Source organism: Pseudohongiella sp. SYSU M77423 (genome assembly GCF_029911965.1).
Taxonomy (GTDB): Bacteria; Pseudomonadota; Gammaproteobacteria; order Pseudomonadales; family Pseudohongiellaceae; genus Pseudohongiella.
In genome coordinates, this window is the sequence record NZ_JARYTH010000001.1 from 150,815 (window position 1) to 165,414 (window position 14,600).

At 56.3% G+C, this 14,600-nt stretch carries 14 protein-coding genes; 9 read left to right on the forward strand and 5 right to left on the reverse strand.

The window, feature by feature from the left end; translation table 11 throughout:
* Window positions 1-170 precede the first annotated feature (170 nt).
* Window positions 171-1,352, forward strand: coding sequence for an acetyl-CoA C-acyltransferase (locus QGM61_RS00620; RefSeq protein ID WP_237133319.1), 1,182 nt, complete (start codon window positions 171-173; stop codon window positions 1,350-1,352).
* A gap of 72 nt (window positions 1,353-1,424) precedes the next feature.
* On the opposite strand, the gene QGM61_RS00625 is transcribed toward QGM61_RS00620, so the two are convergent.
* The 4 genes from QGM61_RS00625 to arfB form a co-directional block, all read right to left on the reverse strand.
* A complete protein-coding gene (locus QGM61_RS00625) occupies window positions 1,425-2,114 on the reverse strand; it encodes a response regulator (protein WP_281132051.1) in 690 nt (229 codons plus the stop codon).
* 68 nt (window positions 2,115-2,182) lie between these two features.
* Window positions 2,183-3,580 (reverse strand): ATP-binding protein, encoded by a 1,398-nt coding sequence (locus tag QGM61_RS00630; protein WP_237133318.1) that lies wholly within the window; start codon window positions 3,578-3,580, stop codon window positions 2,183-2,185.
* A 103-nt stretch (window positions 3,581-3,683) separates the two neighbouring features.
* A complete protein-coding gene (locus QGM61_RS00635; protein ID WP_237133317.1) occupies window positions 3,684-4,115 on the reverse strand; it encodes a VOC family protein in 432 nt (143 codons plus the stop codon).
* A 27-nt stretch (window positions 4,116-4,142) separates the two neighbouring features.
* A complete protein-coding gene (gene arfB / locus QGM61_RS00640) occupies window positions 4,143-4,541 on the reverse strand; it encodes an alternative ribosome rescue aminoacyl-tRNA hydrolase ArfB (RefSeq protein ID WP_237133316.1) in 399 nt (132 codons plus the stop codon).
* A gap of 432 nt (window positions 4,542-4,973) precedes the next feature.
* Here arfB and QGM61_RS00645 point away from each other — a divergent pair, with 432 nt between their 5' ends.
* Genes QGM61_RS00645 through QGM61_RS00655 form a run of 3 tightly spaced genes read left to right on the forward strand, consistent with a single transcriptional unit; the run spans window position 4,974 to window position 8,057 of the window.
* Complete coding sequence (locus tag QGM61_RS00645) at window positions 4,974-5,972, forward strand: S1/P1 nuclease (RefSeq protein ID WP_237133315.1); 999 nt, start codon at window positions 4,974-4,976, stop codon at window positions 5,970-5,972.
* Window positions 5,973-5,976: 4 nt separating this feature from the next.
* A complete protein-coding gene (locus QGM61_RS00650) occupies window positions 5,977-6,876 on the forward strand; it encodes a MipA/OmpV family protein (protein ID WP_281131505.1) in 900 nt (299 codons plus the stop codon).
* Window positions 6,876-8,057 (forward strand): DNA alkylation repair protein, encoded by a 1,182-nt coding sequence (locus QGM61_RS00655; RefSeq protein WP_281131506.1) that lies wholly within the window; start codon window positions 6,876-6,878, stop codon window positions 8,055-8,057. The genes QGM61_RS00650 and QGM61_RS00655 overlap by 1 nt, the downstream gene beginning before the upstream one ends.
* Here QGM61_RS00655 and QGM61_RS00660 read toward each other — a convergent pair.
* Window positions 7,995-9,131, reverse strand: coding sequence for an FAD-dependent oxidoreductase (locus QGM61_RS00660; protein WP_281131507.1), 1,137 nt, complete (start codon window positions 9,129-9,131; stop codon window positions 7,995-7,997). The genes QGM61_RS00655 and QGM61_RS00660 overlap by 63 nt on opposite strands.
* A gap of 57 nt (window positions 9,132-9,188) precedes the next feature.
* Here QGM61_RS00660 and ltaE point away from each other — a divergent pair, with 57 nt between their 5' ends.
* From ltaE to QGM61_RS00685, 5 genes are all read left to right on the forward strand, one after another.
* Window positions 9,189-10,229: a low-specificity L-threonine aldolase gene (gene ltaE, locus QGM61_RS00665; RefSeq protein WP_237133311.1), complete on the forward strand. Its 1,041-nt coding sequence runs from the start codon at window positions 9,189-9,191 to the stop codon at window positions 10,227-10,229.
* A gap of 170 nt (window positions 10,230-10,399) precedes the next feature.
* The gene (locus QGM61_RS00670; protein WP_281131508.1) at window positions 10,400-11,470 is read left to right on the forward strand and encodes a Glu/Leu/Phe/Val dehydrogenase family protein; all 1,071 of its coding nucleotides are present in this window, start codon (window positions 10,400-10,402) and stop codon (window positions 11,468-11,470) included.
* A gap of 26 nt (window positions 11,471-11,496) precedes the next feature.
* Entirely contained in the window at window positions 11,497-12,591 is a 1,095-nt protein-coding gene (gene pdhA, locus QGM61_RS00675) for a pyruvate dehydrogenase (acetyl-transferring) E1 component subunit alpha (protein ID WP_281131509.1), read from the forward strand.
* A 2-nt stretch (window positions 12,592-12,593) separates the two neighbouring features.
* Window positions 12,594-13,598, forward strand: a complete 1,005-nt coding sequence (locus QGM61_RS00680) for an alpha-ketoacid dehydrogenase subunit beta (RefSeq protein ID WP_281131510.1) — start codon at window positions 12,594-12,596, stop codon at window positions 13,596-13,598.
* A complete protein-coding gene (locus QGM61_RS00685) occupies window positions 13,595-14,599 on the forward strand; it encodes a dihydrolipoamide acetyltransferase family protein (RefSeq protein ID WP_281131511.1) in 1,005 nt (334 codons plus the stop codon). Before QGM61_RS00680 ends, QGM61_RS00685 begins: the two co-directional genes overlap by 4 nt.
* Window position 14,600 lies beyond the last annotated feature (1 nt).

Consider the following 14,600-nt stretch of genomic DNA (forward strand, 5'->3'; position numbering starts at 1 on the left):
AACCGCTGAACGACAGGCAGCACGACCTGTTGAAGTCCACCTCCTGCGGACCGGGTATTTGTCATTCACGGAATAATGAATTCACTCAAGGTTTCCGTTACACTTGTTTTCCCGAACAAACGCTCAGTATGAGTACCCATCCAAAAAAATGGACGAGAGAAGGACCAGTCATGAGAGAAGCCGTAATCGTAGCAACCGCCAGAACCCCAATTGGCAAGGCCTATCGGGGAGCATTCAACAACACTGAAGGCCCCACCCTGGGTGGCCATGCCATCAAGCACGCCGTGCAGCGCGCCGGCATTGCGCCGGATGAAGTCGATGACGTGGTAATGGGTTGTGCTGTTCAGCAGGGCACGACTGGCTATAACATCGGCCGACTGGCCTCGGTTGCCGCCGGCCTTCCCAACACCGTTGCAGGTATGAGTATGGACCGCCAGTGTGCCTCAGGCATGATGGCCATCTGTACCGCCGCCAAGCAGGTTATCAGCGACAACATGGACATCGTTGTTGGCGCAGGCATGGAGTCCATCAGCCTGGTGCAGAACGACCATCGCAACAAATTCCGCACCGTTGATGAGAACGTACTGGCGATTTCCCAGCACGCCTACATGCCAATGCTGCAAACTGCCGAAGTCGTGGCCAAGCGCTATGGCATCAGCCGTGAGGCACAGGATGAGTACAGCCTGCAGAGCCAGCAGCGCACAGCAGCTGCCCAGGCAGCCGGCAAGTTTGATGATGAAATTGTTCCCATGGAATCAGTCATGGGTGTAATGAACAAGGAAACCGGTGAAATCAGCTACAAAAACGTAAAGCTGGAGAAAGACGAAGGCAACCGGCCGGAAACAAATATAGAGGGCCTTGCCGGGCTCAAACCTGTTATCGAAGGCGGCTTCATCACCGCAGGTAATGCCAGCCAGTTGTCAGATGGCTCGTCTGCCAGCGTTGTAATGGAAGCCAGAGAAGCCGAGAAACGCGGCCTGACGCCTCTGGGCGCCTATCGTGGCATGGCCGTGGCTGGCTGTGATCCGGATGAGATGGGCATCGGTCCGGTGTTCGCGATTCCGAAACTGCTGCAGCGTTTCAACCTGAAAATGGACGATATCGGCCTTTGGGAGCTGAACGAAGCGTTTGCCGTGCAGGTGCTGTACTGCCGTGACAAACTGGGCATCCCCAACGAACTGCTCAACGTTAACGGTGGTGCGATTTCAATTGGTCACCCTTACGGCATGAGCGGTGCCCGTATGGTTGGTCACGCACTGATCGAAGGCAAGCGCCGCGGCGCCAAGTATGTTGTCTGCACCATGTGTATTGGTGGCGGCATGGGCGCGGCAGGTCTGTTCGAAGTATTCTGAGACTAAGCCTGATACAAGGCAAAGTTACAAAATCAGGCCCACGGGAATGCTTTCCGTGGGCCTGATTTTATTTCAGGGTTCGTATTTGTAGCCGACGCCATATACCGAATGAATCAGATCTTTGTCGGGGTAGGCCTGCTCCAGCTTCCGGCGCAGATTGCGGATATGACTGTCAACGGCACGGTCGGTCACTACGCGATGATCCACATAGGCATGATCAAGTAACTGGTCGCGGGAAAACACCCGACCGGGCGCAGCGACCATGGTTTTGATCAGCCTCATCTCAACGGGCGTCACTGCCAGCGACTTGCCGTTCAGCGACACCGTATAGGCCTCCTCATCGATAATCAGGCCTTCCTGGCTACTGTTCGCCGGTTCCTGGCGACCTACTCGACGCAGGATGGCCTTGACGCGTGACACCAGTTCACGCGGACTGAAGGGTTTGCACAAATAGTCATCTGCACCCAGTTCCAGCCCCAGCAGCCTGTCGATTTCCTCAACGCGTGCCGTCACCATGATGACCGGAACATCGCTGAAAGTTCGCAACTCCCGACAGACATCCAGGCCATCACGTCCGGGCAGCATCAAATCGAGTACGATCAGCGCAGGTGGCTGTTGTCGTACGACCGTCAACACCTCATTGCCATGATCGACGATGCGGGTCATGTAGCCCGAGGCTTCCAGATAGTCCTTCATCAGACTGCTGAGCCTGGGCTCGTCTTCAACGATCAGTATCAATGGAGACTCTGCGGTCGACGCCATAGAAGAGGCATTATCAGATGCGTTAGTTTGCTCAGTCATAACCTGGCTCAGTGATAGACAGTTGTGGTTCAGCTTCGATTGACCGGGAAGCGAATGGTCAGACACAAACCACCCAGCTCGGAGTGACTTGCCTGTATTGTCCCGTCATGTCCCTCGACGATTTTTTTGCAGATCGCCAGCCCCAGCCCTGCCCCGCCGCGGGCACGGTTGCGCGACGTCTCCACGCGGAACAGACGGTCAAACAGTGAATTTAAAAGTGGCGCCGGTACACCTGGGGGGGAGTCCTGGATGACAATAACAAGCTCGTCGTCCTGTTGAGTTGCCTCTAGCCTGAGTACCCCGCCCGCATCCGTGTATTTGAGCACATTCTCCAACAGGTTATTGAACAGCTGTCTCAAACGGCCACCATCAGCCAGAATCATCAGCGGCTCTTCTGCCATGTCGTATTGGACATCAATCTTCTGCGCTGCAAGACGGGGCCGATACTGCAGCAGGGCATCAGAAAGCACGTCGCGTAGGTCCTGTGGCTCCTTGCGATAACTCAGTGCGCCCAGGTCAGCCAGGGAGAGGTCGTAGAGATCGTCCACCAGCTGACTCAGCGCCAGCACTTCTGTCTGCAGCGATCGAATGCTCTGACCGTCCAACTTGCGAACACCGTCCTCAAGCGCTTCCAGCTCGCCTTTCAGAATCGACAGGGGAGTGCGTAGCTCGTGAGAAACATCCGCCATAAAGTTCTTGCGCAGCTTTTCATTCTTTTTCAGTGACAGAGCCAGCAGGTTGAAATCGTCAGCCAGCCGTCCGAGCTCATCGCGGGAATTCAATTGGATGCGGTGTTCGTAATCTCCCACTGCCAGACGTCGCGTGCCACTGGCGATCAGCCTTACTGGCTGCATCAACAGCCGCGCCAGCACGGTGGCAACTACGGCAGCCAGCAGCAGCGAAAGCCCACTGATCACCCAGGTAGCCTGACGCTGCTGCGCCTCAAAGGCCTTGGCAGCGGCAGAGCTGACCTGTGTAAACGGCAACAGCGCCACATGCCCCACTAATTCTCCATTAACAGTGACTGCGCGAAGGTTTTCTATGTCAACCGTATCCAGGCGGGCGCCTGCCAGGTAATCAAGCTCAGCGTCGAGCAGGCTGATACGAATATTGAGACCCAGCAGCGTTTCGTCAGCCGGGCCATCGGACTCATCCACACCGCTGGGGCCCAGATCCATTGCACGCATCAAACTGTACCAGGCGCCGCGCTGTCTTCCGCGCAGAAAGTCCCAGCCGCCGTTTTCTTCATAGGCCTGGGCCAGAACGGGGATCAATCGTTCTACGCGTTGCTGCTCCTGCTGACTCAGATAGCCGATAAAGCCACGCGCAAAACTTGCCTGCATGGCAATAGCCATGGCCAGCGCCACCACTACACTGGTGGCAAACAGTCCCAAAAACAGTTTTGCCGTTACACCCGGTCTGATCAATGCCCTGCTCCGTCAATATTCGACCGCACATTAAGGCCGATGCTCAGGGCATAATCAATACCACCAATAACGATGTCACAAATATTCCTGAATTCCTGCACATTTACACGGCAAACAGCTGTGTTTCGATATCTGCAAATGCCTTGAATTCAAGCGCATTGCCGGATGGATCCATGAAAAACAGCGTAGCCTGCTCACCTGGCTGCCCTTTGAATCGGACATAGGGTTCAATAATGAACTGCGTGTCCAGCGCGCGCAGTTTGGCTGCCAGCGCCTCCCAGTCAGGCAGGGTCAGGACCACGCCGAAATGCGGCACTGGCACACCATGCCCGTCCACATGATTGTTCATCTGGTTTACCTGACCATCGCGGCCAATTCGGGGATTCAGGTGCACAACAAGCTGATGACCAAACAGGTTGTAATCAATCCATTGGTCAGAGCTGCGGCCCTGCGGCAGACCGAGACGATTGCCATAAAATTCACGTGCCTCGTCAAGGTCTCGCACCTGTATTGCCAGATGAAAGGGTGTCAGCATGGGCTCTCCTGCACCGGTAGGGTGCTGTCAGTCAACGGGTGGTTTGTTGCGAAGGGATTTTACTGCAGCCACACGTCGTTTAGTATCCAGACGTTTGCGCTTCTGGCCTTTGGGTATTCGGGTAGGAACCCTGGGCGCTGCCGGCTGGGCTGCCTTGTCTATCAGGGACTGCAGGCGCACCAACGCATCCTCGCGGTTTTTTTCCTGCGTGCGAAAACGCTGGGCTTTGATGATCAATACGCCCTCGCGGCTGATTCGCCGGTCCTTCAAGTCAAGCAGCGCCGACTTGATATGTGCCGGCAGACTTGACGCAGGGATGTCAAAGCGTAAATGAATGGCCGACGACACCTTGTTGACGTTTTGCCCGCCCGCCCCTTGAGCCCGCACCGCGGTCAGCTCGACCTCCTGCTCGTTAACTCTGATCATCCAGAACCTTTATTTAGAAACCGAAATAGCGTTGTGTCCTGTGATAGTAGCGGATCGCGGGGCGACATTAAAACTCAGCAGAGAATCGCCCGTTTTTGGTGCAAATACACGAATTCAGAACCAAAACGACTCAGGGCATGCACGGCTAATGCGCTCGTCATCGTGCAGTTAAAAGCATCATGCCTGACCGCCATAGCCATATAAACTTTTATTTTCAGATATATCAACACTATAGCGCACCGTATAAAAAACTGGCACGCCACATGCATTTAACAGATCAAGCATCGGCACTCCCCTGCTGATGCGGTAAATGGAACTGACTCTCCCCTTTTCCATTGATGGGTGATCTCGCCCACGTGTGTATCCCCGTACCACGTGGGCTTTTTTTTGCCTGCTATACTAGGGTCTTGAATTCGAAACAGGCCCAACCCTATGACCATAACCCGCCCTCTGATCTTGCGCATGTTGCTGATCGCAGCTTTATCGATACTGTCAGCATCTCCCGTGCTGGCCTGGGACGCTCTGGGGCATCGCCTGTCGGCCTACCTCGCCTACGATCAAATGAACGAGGCACAACGCAGATTCTGGGTTAGCACGCTACAGGGCCATCCCAGGTATCAGCAGGACTTTGTGACCGCCATGCCGGCAGAAATAGCAGCTCAGGGTGCAATCGCCCAGGCGCGCTGGCAGTTCGGACAGGCTGCTGTCTGGCCCGATATAGCGCGCGGCTTCCGAGGCCTGGATGAGCGTTTCCATTTCCCTGACCGTCACTGGATAGATGGCGCCTGGGTCAGGGATGATGTGGAGATGCAGGGCAATATCTACATTGATATGGAGCCATTGCCTGATATCCAGGGACCACAAGACCAACAGATCACTCGGGAATACCAGGCAGATAATGTGCTGACGGGACTGGTTTACGCGAGGCGCGTACTGGTGACCAACAGCGACCCGGAAGAGCGCGCCATCGCGCTTTGCTGGTTGCTGCATCTGGGCGGCGACATCCATCAACCATTACACGCAGGCGCGCTCTATTCCCCGGGAGTCTTTCCGGACGGCGACCGCGGCGGCAATGGCATCGCCGTCGACACTACAAATCTGCACGCAATGTGGGACGGCGCCTTACGTGGTGTCAGCCTGCAGCGCAATCTGAGTGAACTGCGTGACATTCAGCGCAGCCTGAGAGAGCATGAGTTTGCCTTCACGCCGGGCACCTGGCTGCTGGAGAGTCGCGAACTGCTGCATGCCGCCGTTTATCCTGATGCCGTCATCAGTGCCATACAGCGCAGCGAACGCACTGGCAATCAGCTGGACAGCATTGAAACCAGTGACAGCTATCGTGACGGTATGCGCACCATGGCTTTGCAACGGATTGCCGAAGCTGGCCAGCGCCTGCTCCGCACTCTAAATGAACTACACGGACAGCCCTGACTTCATGAAATATTCCGCAATTATACGGTCGCCCTGGTCGCTCGGCGCTCTGGCATTTTATACAAGCCTGACACTTTGCTCGTTGGCCAGTGCCCAGGATGCTGACGAGGAAATCGTTGCCGAGCTCGAGAAACCATTATGGGAGCTCGGCGTCGGCGCCGGCGCCCTGATGCAGCCCCACTACCCGTCATCGTCAGAACATCAGACTCGCGGCCTGGCACTGCCCTACCTTGTTTACCGCGGCGAAGTGCTGCGCATCGGTGATGGCCAGTCGGCTCGTGCAGTAGCCGCAGAGAACAGCCGCTACGAACTGTCCATGTCTTTCGCTGCGGCGTTTGACGCCGACAGCGAGGGCAATGAACTGCGTCGAGGCATGGACGACCTGGACTTCATTTTTGAAGTGGGCCCGCAACTGGTCTTTAAACTTGGCAAATACACTTACAGCGACACCAGTCGCAGTGAGTTACAGCTGGCACTGCAGGCACGTGCCGCCTTTTCCACCGATTTTGGTCGTATCGATCATCGTGGCTATGTGTTCGAACCAATGCTGCGCTATCGCCACTACGGATTGTTCAGCCCGCAACTGGAAGCCACTGTTTCTCTGCGGCCTATCTGGGCGACGCGCGAACTGCACCAATATTTCTACGATGTGGCTGCTGTTGACGCCACCGCTTTCAGACCCGCCTACCAGGCTGAGTCCGGCTACTTTGGTACCGGACTGAACTTCTCTGGCACCTGGCATCTGTCTGACAAGGCAAGGGTTTTTGGCGGCATACAGACCAGCTTCCACTACGGCGCCGCCAACCGTCAAAGCCCCCTGTTTGAAGACGATTTCACCATGGGTGTCGCCATTGGGTTTATCTGGAACTTCCTGGAAAGTGAACGTATGGTAGTGAGACCCTGATGGCCGAGCCACTCAAAAACCTTTATGGGCAGGAGATTCCGCATCGTGTCGCGGACATGATCAGCAATGCGTCCCCGATCTTTGATCGACAGCGTTTTCTTGATTACGTACTGCCTGAGTATGACGGGCTGGAATTAATGCCACGCGGCTGGCATATGGCTGATGGACTTAAACATGCCTTGCCGGAAGACTACGAGACCGCTATTGACATACTGCTGGCCTCACTGCCGCCGGCGCGACCACCAGTAGCAGAAACATCCGCGACAGCAGATCGTGAAGGCAACACTCTGGCACCCTTCATCTTCATGCCGCATACATTTTTTGTCGCACGTTATGGATTAAATCATTTCGACGCTTCGATGCGCGCACAGTATGAACTGACACAGCGCTTTACCGCCGAATTCAGTATCCGGCCATTTCTGCAACAGTTCCCTGAACGGACTTTGAAAGTATTGCGAGGCTGGACTGAAGACAGCAGCGAACATGTCAGGCGGCTGGTCTCGGAAGGAACACGTCCACGCCTGCCCTGGGCTTCACGGCTGCCTGCATTTCAGAAAAACCCAGAACCAGTGCTGTCAGTGCTTGAGCTTCTCAAAGATGACCCGTCCCTGTACGTGCGCAGATCGGTGGCAAATAATCTCAATGACATTGGCAAAGACAACCCTGACCACTTGTTTGAAACTGCTGAACGCTGGCTCAAGAACGCCAGCCCGGATCGCGAATGGATTATCAGTCATGCGCTGCGCGTTGCCATCAAGAACGGTGAACCGCGGGCGTTGCGGCTGATCGGGTTTGGGAGTAAGCCTCAGGTATCGCTCAGTGATATAAACATTACGCCGGACGTCGTCACAGAAGGCGATAGCCTTGCGTTTAGTGTCACCATCAACAGCAAGGTCCCGGCTTCGCAGTCCTTGCTGATCGATTTCGTGGTGCATTACCTTAAAGCCAATGGCAGCAGTCGCGGCAAAGTGTTTAAACTGACCCGTATGGAACTTGATGGAAAACAGAGTGTGACCGTTGGCAAGCGCATATCACTAAAACCCATGACCACTCGCAAGCACTACGCAGGCGAACACAGACTGGAGTTGCTGATCAATGGCACTGCCTACCCGCTAGGTTCATTTTCGCTCGTGACGGAGGATAAACCCCAGGTCCAGGCGATCCTTCCAGAAGCCAAGTAAGGGCCGCAGCGCAGTATTGCTGATGCTGTGTTTTCCGTAGCTCAACAGCGCACCACCATCTGCTGTTGCCAGCAGCGCCAGTGTTCTGGGCTGAGGCTGATATTTTCGCAATCGGCGGTCATTCAGAAATGCCATGACATTATGCGCCAGCGTAGGGCCCTGCCGGACAGCATATACCCCAGAGCGCTGGCTGCCTTTGTGCGAACAGGCGTCGCCGCTGATGAACACCTGCGGGTGATTCACACTTTGCAGACAGGCATCAACTCGCAGAAAGCCCCTTTTATCAGTCGCCAGTCCCGAACAGGCATACCAGGGCAGTGGCGCGGCTCCCGTCGCCAGCACGACAACATCCGGGTGCGCAACGATCTTGCCTCCGGACCATAACTGCCCGTCGCGGATGTTGGAAATAAACGTGTCAGGCAGGCACTCAATCTCGCGTTCCCGCAACAGAGCGGCAGCTGCCCGTTGCAGCTCTACTGGCTGCCCCGGCAACAGCTCTTCAGCGCAAATCAATCTGAATCCGGTGGTGGGCAATTTCCATTGCAGTGCCAGCACCAGCTCAAAAGCGGCGGGGCCACCTCCCAGCACAACAATTTCGCCGGGTGGTTGCTGACGCCAAAGCTGCCAGCGTTGAAAAAAATTGGCAAAAGGTTTTGCCGGCTCGATGGGAACACTACCGTCGTTTTTGGGGACCGGCGGCTCTGAACCGGTGTTGATAGACAGAACCTGGTAGGTAATGGACTGATTATTACTCAGCACCAGTTTTTGATTGTCAGCGTTCATGGCACTGACTTCACCATATACCAGGTGCAGACCCACCGCGTCAGCGAGCGGTCTCAGGTCAACGGCACACTGCTCAACATGGAACCGTCCCGCCAGCAGACCCGGCATCATGCCCGAATACCAGGCATGCGTTCCTGGCGATATCAGCACACTGTTCTCAGGCACTTTGAGACCCTTTTCGGCCCAGCATCGCATGGCGACCAGATGCGTATGTCCAGCACCAGCCATTACCAGCGGAGCATCCATATTGTGTTGTGCCTGTGTCACATTTACTGCCAGGGGGTTGGCCACAGTAGTATCATCGCATTACACTGAATCCACTGATCATAACAGGATTCTCAGTTAGCCATGACGACTCAATCAAATTCCCGCTGGATCGACCTGCGCAGTGATACCGTAACCCAGCCAACTGAGGCGATGCGGCAGGCCATGTTCACTGCAGATGTCGGCGATGACGTCTGGGGCGAAGACCCAACCGTCATCAGGCTGCAGCAGGTGCTGGCAGAGCGCGCCGGTCTTGAGGCAGGTCTGTTTCTGCCGTCAGGCACACAGTCAAATCTGGTGGCTTTGCTCACACATTGCGGGCGCGGCGATGAGTACATTGTCGGACAGCAGGCACACACCTATCGCTACGAAGGCGGCGGAGCAGCAGCACTGGGCGGCATACAGCCGCAACCTTTGCCAATGACCGAATTCGGTGGCCTGGACCTGCATGATGTCGAAAAGGCCATCAAACCCGACGATTGCCATTTCGCGCGCACCCGCCTGCTATGTCTGGAAAATACCGTGCACGGCAAGGTACTGCCTCTGGACTATCTTGCTCAAGCCAGCGAGGTCGCTCAGGAATATGGTCTGCAGCGACACCTGGACGGGGCCAGGATTTTCAACGCTGTTATGGCGCTGGGCTGTAAACTCACCGATATTAGCCAGCACTTTGATACGGTGTCGATATGCCTGTCGAAAGGACTTGGGGCACCGGTCGGCTCAGTACTGCTCGGCCCTGTCGATTTCATTGAGCAGGCCCGGCGCTGGCGCAAAGTCACCGGTGGCGGAATGCGTCAGGCGGGCATTCTGGCAGCCGCTGGATTGCATGCGCTGGATCATCATGTCGAACGTCTGGCTGACGATCATCGCCGTGCCAGACTGTTGGCGGAGCGCCTGCAGGCAGCCGGATACTCAGTAGCAACGCCGCAGACCAACATACTGTTTGTTGACTCAAGTGAGCTGCCACGTACAGCACTTGCACAGTGGCTGGATAGACACGGTATCAAGGCCGACTGCCTGGGCCGCGACAATATTCGGCTGGTGACGCACCTGGATGTATCGGATGCCGACATAGATCGCGCAGCCGAGGTCTTTACCGAGTTCCTGCGCGAGCATCGCCTTTAATTACAATTACTTATCAAATATTTTGCTCACCCGAAAAATTTGCGTTAAGCTCAATCAACAGCGTCTGATATCCCAGATGCATGTTTGAACCGCAGAGACCTGGCCTCAACACCCCGACGCCAAATCTCTTGCAATTGACCCAAACGGTCTGACAGCGGTGGAGACATCTTATGTTCGATAAACTCGAGCGCGCCCGACTGGAAGAAATTCACTTCCGGCATGACCCCGATTCCCGGCTGAACGCCATTATTGCCATTCATAACACCCGTCTGGGCCCGGCCCTCGGCGGCTGTCGATGCATTCATTACACAAGTGACGATCAGGCTGTAGACGACGCCATCAGACTGGCCCGAGGTATGAGCTACAAGGCTGCTCTGGCCGGCGTACCGCAGGGCGGTGGCAAAGCTGTCATCATGCTACCCGCCGACGGCGTTGAAGATCGCAAAAGTCTCTACCAGGCCTTCGGGCGCTTCGTTCACGACCTGGGGGGGCGCTATATCACCGCTGCTGACAGCGGCACAACGCTGGCCGACCTGGATGAAGTATCAGGTGTCACACCCTACGTGTCAGGCACCAGCCGAGATGGCTTCAACCCGTCACCGCTGACTGCACTGGGTGTTTTTGCTGGTATCAAGGCAGCCTTGCGACACAAACTCAGGCGCAATTCACTTAAAGACATACATGTCGCGATTCAGGGCGTCGGCAACGTCGGGTACGCGTTGGCGGCATTGCTTGCAGACGCTGGCGCCAGGCTTACTGTCAGCGACACCGATCCGGCCAAGACAGCGCGCTGTGTCTCAGAGTTTGGAGCCACCGTAGTAACGGGCGATGACATTCTGACGCAGGAATGTGATGTGCTGGCACCCTGTGGCCTGGGTGGCATCCTCAATGACATCAGCATCCCGCAGCTGCGCTGCCCAATCGTGGCCGGCGCCGCAAACAATCAGCTGCAAAAACCTGAGCATGGCGCTCTGCTGCACCAGTCCGACATCCTTTACGCGCCTGACTATGTCATCAATGCCGGTGGCCTGATCACGGTATCTCTGGGTTATATGAATGCCTCCATGCCTGGGATTCAGCAACGTGTACTGGCGCTCGAGACTACCCTGCTGACGCTGTTCGAACGCAGCCACGCCGAGGGAAGTCCAAGCAGCGACATTGCTGATCAGATGGCCGAGGACATTCTGTATCAGCGTCATTTCGGACAGCGCGTCCGCAAAACTGGTGATCTGACAATCTGATGGCCTGACTGACAGGAGGGCAAACCATGTCCACTCCAGTGCCGAGCTCCATTGAAAAACCACGTTATGTTGCACCACCTCCGCTGGTGTATATCGAACCCAGTGGCAAAAGTAATCGGGATCTGCCAGCGCAGATCGATTTCGACTGGCTGCGTCAGGCCTATCAGCATATGTCGCTGATTCGAGCGCTCGACAAAAAAGCCGTTGCACTGCAGCGTACCGGCCAGATGCGTACCTACCCTTCCTGCCTGGGACAGGAAGCCGTGGGCATCGGGACCGGGATGGCAATGAAGGACGCCGATGTATACGTGCCCTACTACCGCGATCAGGCGACACTGTATCTGCGTGGCGTGCAACTGAAACAGATATTGCAGCTTTGGGGCGGCGATGAACGCGGCCACTTGTTTGACGGGGCAGCCAAAAAAGACCTGCCCATCTGCGTGCCCATTGCAACACAGCTGACCCAGGCCGCAGGCGCTGCGGTCGCTCTTAAAAGCAAAGGGGTAAAGGGCGCCGTCGTCACCAGTTGTGGTGATGGTGCCACTTCGCGCGGCGACTTTTATGAAGCACTAAACGTTGCCGGCCTCTGGCAGCTACCACTGGTAACTGTCATCAACAATAACCAGTGGGCTATCTCGGTTCCCCGGCAGATGCAGTCAGGAACACCAACCCTGGCACAGAAAGCGGTGGCGGCCGGAATCGAGGGTATTCAGGTAGACGGCAATGATGTCGTGGCCGTGTTCGATGCCGTCAATCATGCCCTGCAAAAAGCGCGCAGTGGCAAAGGCCCCACACTGATTGAGGCGATTACCTACCGACTCGGAGACCATACCACAGCAGACGATGCAACCCGCTACCGCAGCGCCTCTGAAGTCAGTGATGCCTGGCAACGCGAACCCATCAAACGCCTTCAGACCTGGCTGCATGATCACGATGCCTGGGATGCCACCCGTGAGCAATCACTGCATGGCGAAATCAAACAGCAGATCGAGCGTGCCGTCGCTGACTATCTGGCCATTGAACCAGCACCGGTGGATGACATTCTGCGATATCAGTACGCCGACATGACACCAGCGCTCAAACAACAACGCGCCTGGCTGCTGCAGCGGCACGGGGGGTAGCTATGGGCAAAGACAACAACAGCAACACTCACGAAGTTACACTGGTCGAAGCGGTCAATCTGGCGCTGCGCCGGGCATTGAGCGACGACCCGGACGTGGTGCTGCTGGGCGAGGACATCGGCACCAACGGTGGCGTATTTCGCGCAACCGAGGGCCTGAAGCAGGATTTTGGCTATAAGCGTGTCATTGACACACCACTGGCGGAATCCATGATCGCCGGCCTCAGCGTTGGCATGGCCACACAGGGCATGAAACCAGTGGCGGAAATCCAGTTTATGGGATTCATATTTGCTGCCTTTGAACAGATAGTGTGCCATGCGGCACGTATGCGAAATCGCACGCGCGGCAGACTGCATTGCCCGCTGGTGATCCGCGCTCCTTTTGGGGGTGGCATACAGGCGCCCGAGCATCATTCTGAAAGCACTGAGGCGCTGTTTGCCCATATACCTGGTCTGCGGGTCGTCATACCGTCATCGCCCACTCGTGCCTACGGACTGCTGCTTTCGGCCATCCAGTGTCCGGATCCGGTGCTGTTCCTGGAGCCCAAGCGGATTTACCGTATGGTCCGCCAGCGCCTGGTCGACTCGGGCAAAGGCCTTCCGCTGGACACCTGTTTTACGCTGCGTCAGGGCAAGGATGTCACGCTGGTGTCATGGGGTGCGGCGATGCACGAAACTCTGCAGGCGGCCGAGAGGCTCGCCCGGGACGGAATCGAGTGTGAAGTGATTGATGTCGCCACCATCAGCCCTCTCGATTTCGACACCATCAAGCGCTCTGTGCAGCACACAGGTCGCTGCGTAATTGTTCAGGAGGCGCCCCGCAATGGCGGCGTTGCTTCAGAAATCAGCGCCAGACTTGCAGAAACCTGCCTGATGCATTTGCGCGCTCCGGTACAGCGGGTGACCGGTTATGACGCCACCATGCCATATCCACGGCAGGAACATCTGTATATGCCAGCAACCGACGATATCATCGCGGCGGCTAGAACCACTCTGGAGGGCTTATGAAATACTTCAAACTGCCTGATTTGGGGGAAGGTCTGCAGGAAGCGGAAATTGTTGAATGGCATATCGCCCAGGGCGATGAAGTCAGCGAAGACCAGACAATTCTGTCCGTCGAAACAGCCAAGGCCATCGTTGATCTGCCAGCACCCCAGGCCGGCAAGATTGTAAAACTGTTTGGTCAGCCGGGTGATATCGTGCATGTGGGCGACCCGCTGCTTGAGTATGACGCCGAAAGTGATGACTCAGGGACCGTCGTGGGTGAAATGTCTGGCCCCTCCGATGACAACGCTGTTCAGGAGGACGACTTTATCATTGGCAGTGCCCATGATGACGCTGACTTACCGGCACCTGTGCGGGAACGATCGGCATTCAGCGGTGGTACGCCGTTGAAAGGCGTTCAGCGTGTGATGGCAAAAAACATGTCCAGGGCTCACGCCGAAGTGGTCAGTGTTTCAATCCATGATGACGTGGACATTCACGCCTGGCAGAGCGGTGAGGACCCGACCATGCGGCTGGTCCGTGCTATAGCGGCGGCCTGCCTGGCAGAGCCCGGACTGAACACCTGGTACGATGGTGAACGCATGGCTGTAAAGCAGCACGAGCACATCGATCTGGGAATCGCCGTTGATACACCCGACGGACTGTTTGTACCGGTGCTGCGCGACATTGCGGGACGTGACCGTGCTGATCTTCGCAAGGGGCTGAATGCGCTGCGTGAAGCGGTCAACACACGCAAAATTCCACCTGAGGAGATGCGGGGTGCGACCATCACGCTGTCCAACTTCGGCACCATGGCCGGTCGTTATGCCAATCCGGTGATTGTGCCGCCCATGGTCGCTATTCTGGGTGCCGGAAAAATACGCAGGCAAGCCGTCGCCACTGACGATGGCATTGAAGCCCACCGGGTACTGCCGCTATCGCTGAGTTTTGACCACCGCTGTGTCAGTGGCGGCGAGGCTGCCCGCTTCCTGGCAGCCGTGATGAAGGATCTGGGCCAGCCCTGAC

What these genes read in the sequence shown, in the direction of transcription:
- QGM61_RS00620 (WP_237133319.1), top strand. Translation starts at nt 171, where the DNA reads ATGAGAGAAGCCGTAATCGTAGCAACCGCCAGAACCCCAATTGGCAAG.
- QGM61_RS00625 (WP_281132051.1), bottom strand. Translation starts at nt 2,114, where the DNA reads ATGGCGTCGACCGCAGAGTCTCCATTGATACTGATCGTTGAAGACGAG.
- QGM61_RS00635 (WP_237133317.1), bottom strand. Translation starts at nt 4,115, where the DNA reads ATGCTGACACCCTTTCATCTGGCAATACAGGTGCGAGACCTTGACGAG.
- arfB (WP_237133316.1), bottom strand. Translation starts at nt 4,541, where the DNA reads ATGATCAGAGTTAACGAGCAGGAGGTCGAGCTGACCGCGGTGCGGGCT.
- QGM61_RS00645 (WP_237133315.1), top strand. Translation starts at nt 4,974, where the DNA reads ATGACCATAACCCGCCCTCTGATCTTGCGCATGTTGCTGATCGCAGCT.
- QGM61_RS00650 (WP_281131505.1), top strand. Translation starts at nt 5,977, where the DNA reads ATGAAATATTCCGCAATTATACGGTCGCCCTGGTCGCTCGGCGCTCTG.
- QGM61_RS00655 (WP_281131506.1), top strand. Translation starts at nt 6,876, where the DNA reads ATGGCCGAGCCACTCAAAAACCTTTATGGGCAGGAGATTCCGCATCGT.
- ltaE (WP_237133311.1), top strand. Translation starts at nt 9,189, where the DNA reads ATGACGACTCAATCAAATTCCCGCTGGATCGACCTGCGCAGTGATACC.
- QGM61_RS00670 (WP_281131508.1), top strand. Translation starts at nt 10,400, where the DNA reads ATGTTCGATAAACTCGAGCGCGCCCGACTGGAAGAAATTCACTTCCGG.
- pdhA (WP_281131509.1), top strand. Translation starts at nt 11,497, where the DNA reads ATGTCCACTCCAGTGCCGAGCTCCATTGAAAAACCACGTTATGTTGCA.
- QGM61_RS00680 (WP_281131510.1), top strand. Translation starts at nt 12,594, where the DNA reads ATGGGCAAAGACAACAACAGCAACACTCACGAAGTTACACTGGTCGAA.
- QGM61_RS00685 (WP_281131511.1), top strand. Translation starts at nt 13,595, where the DNA reads ATGAAATACTTCAAACTGCCTGATTTGGGGGAAGGTCTGCAGGAAGCG.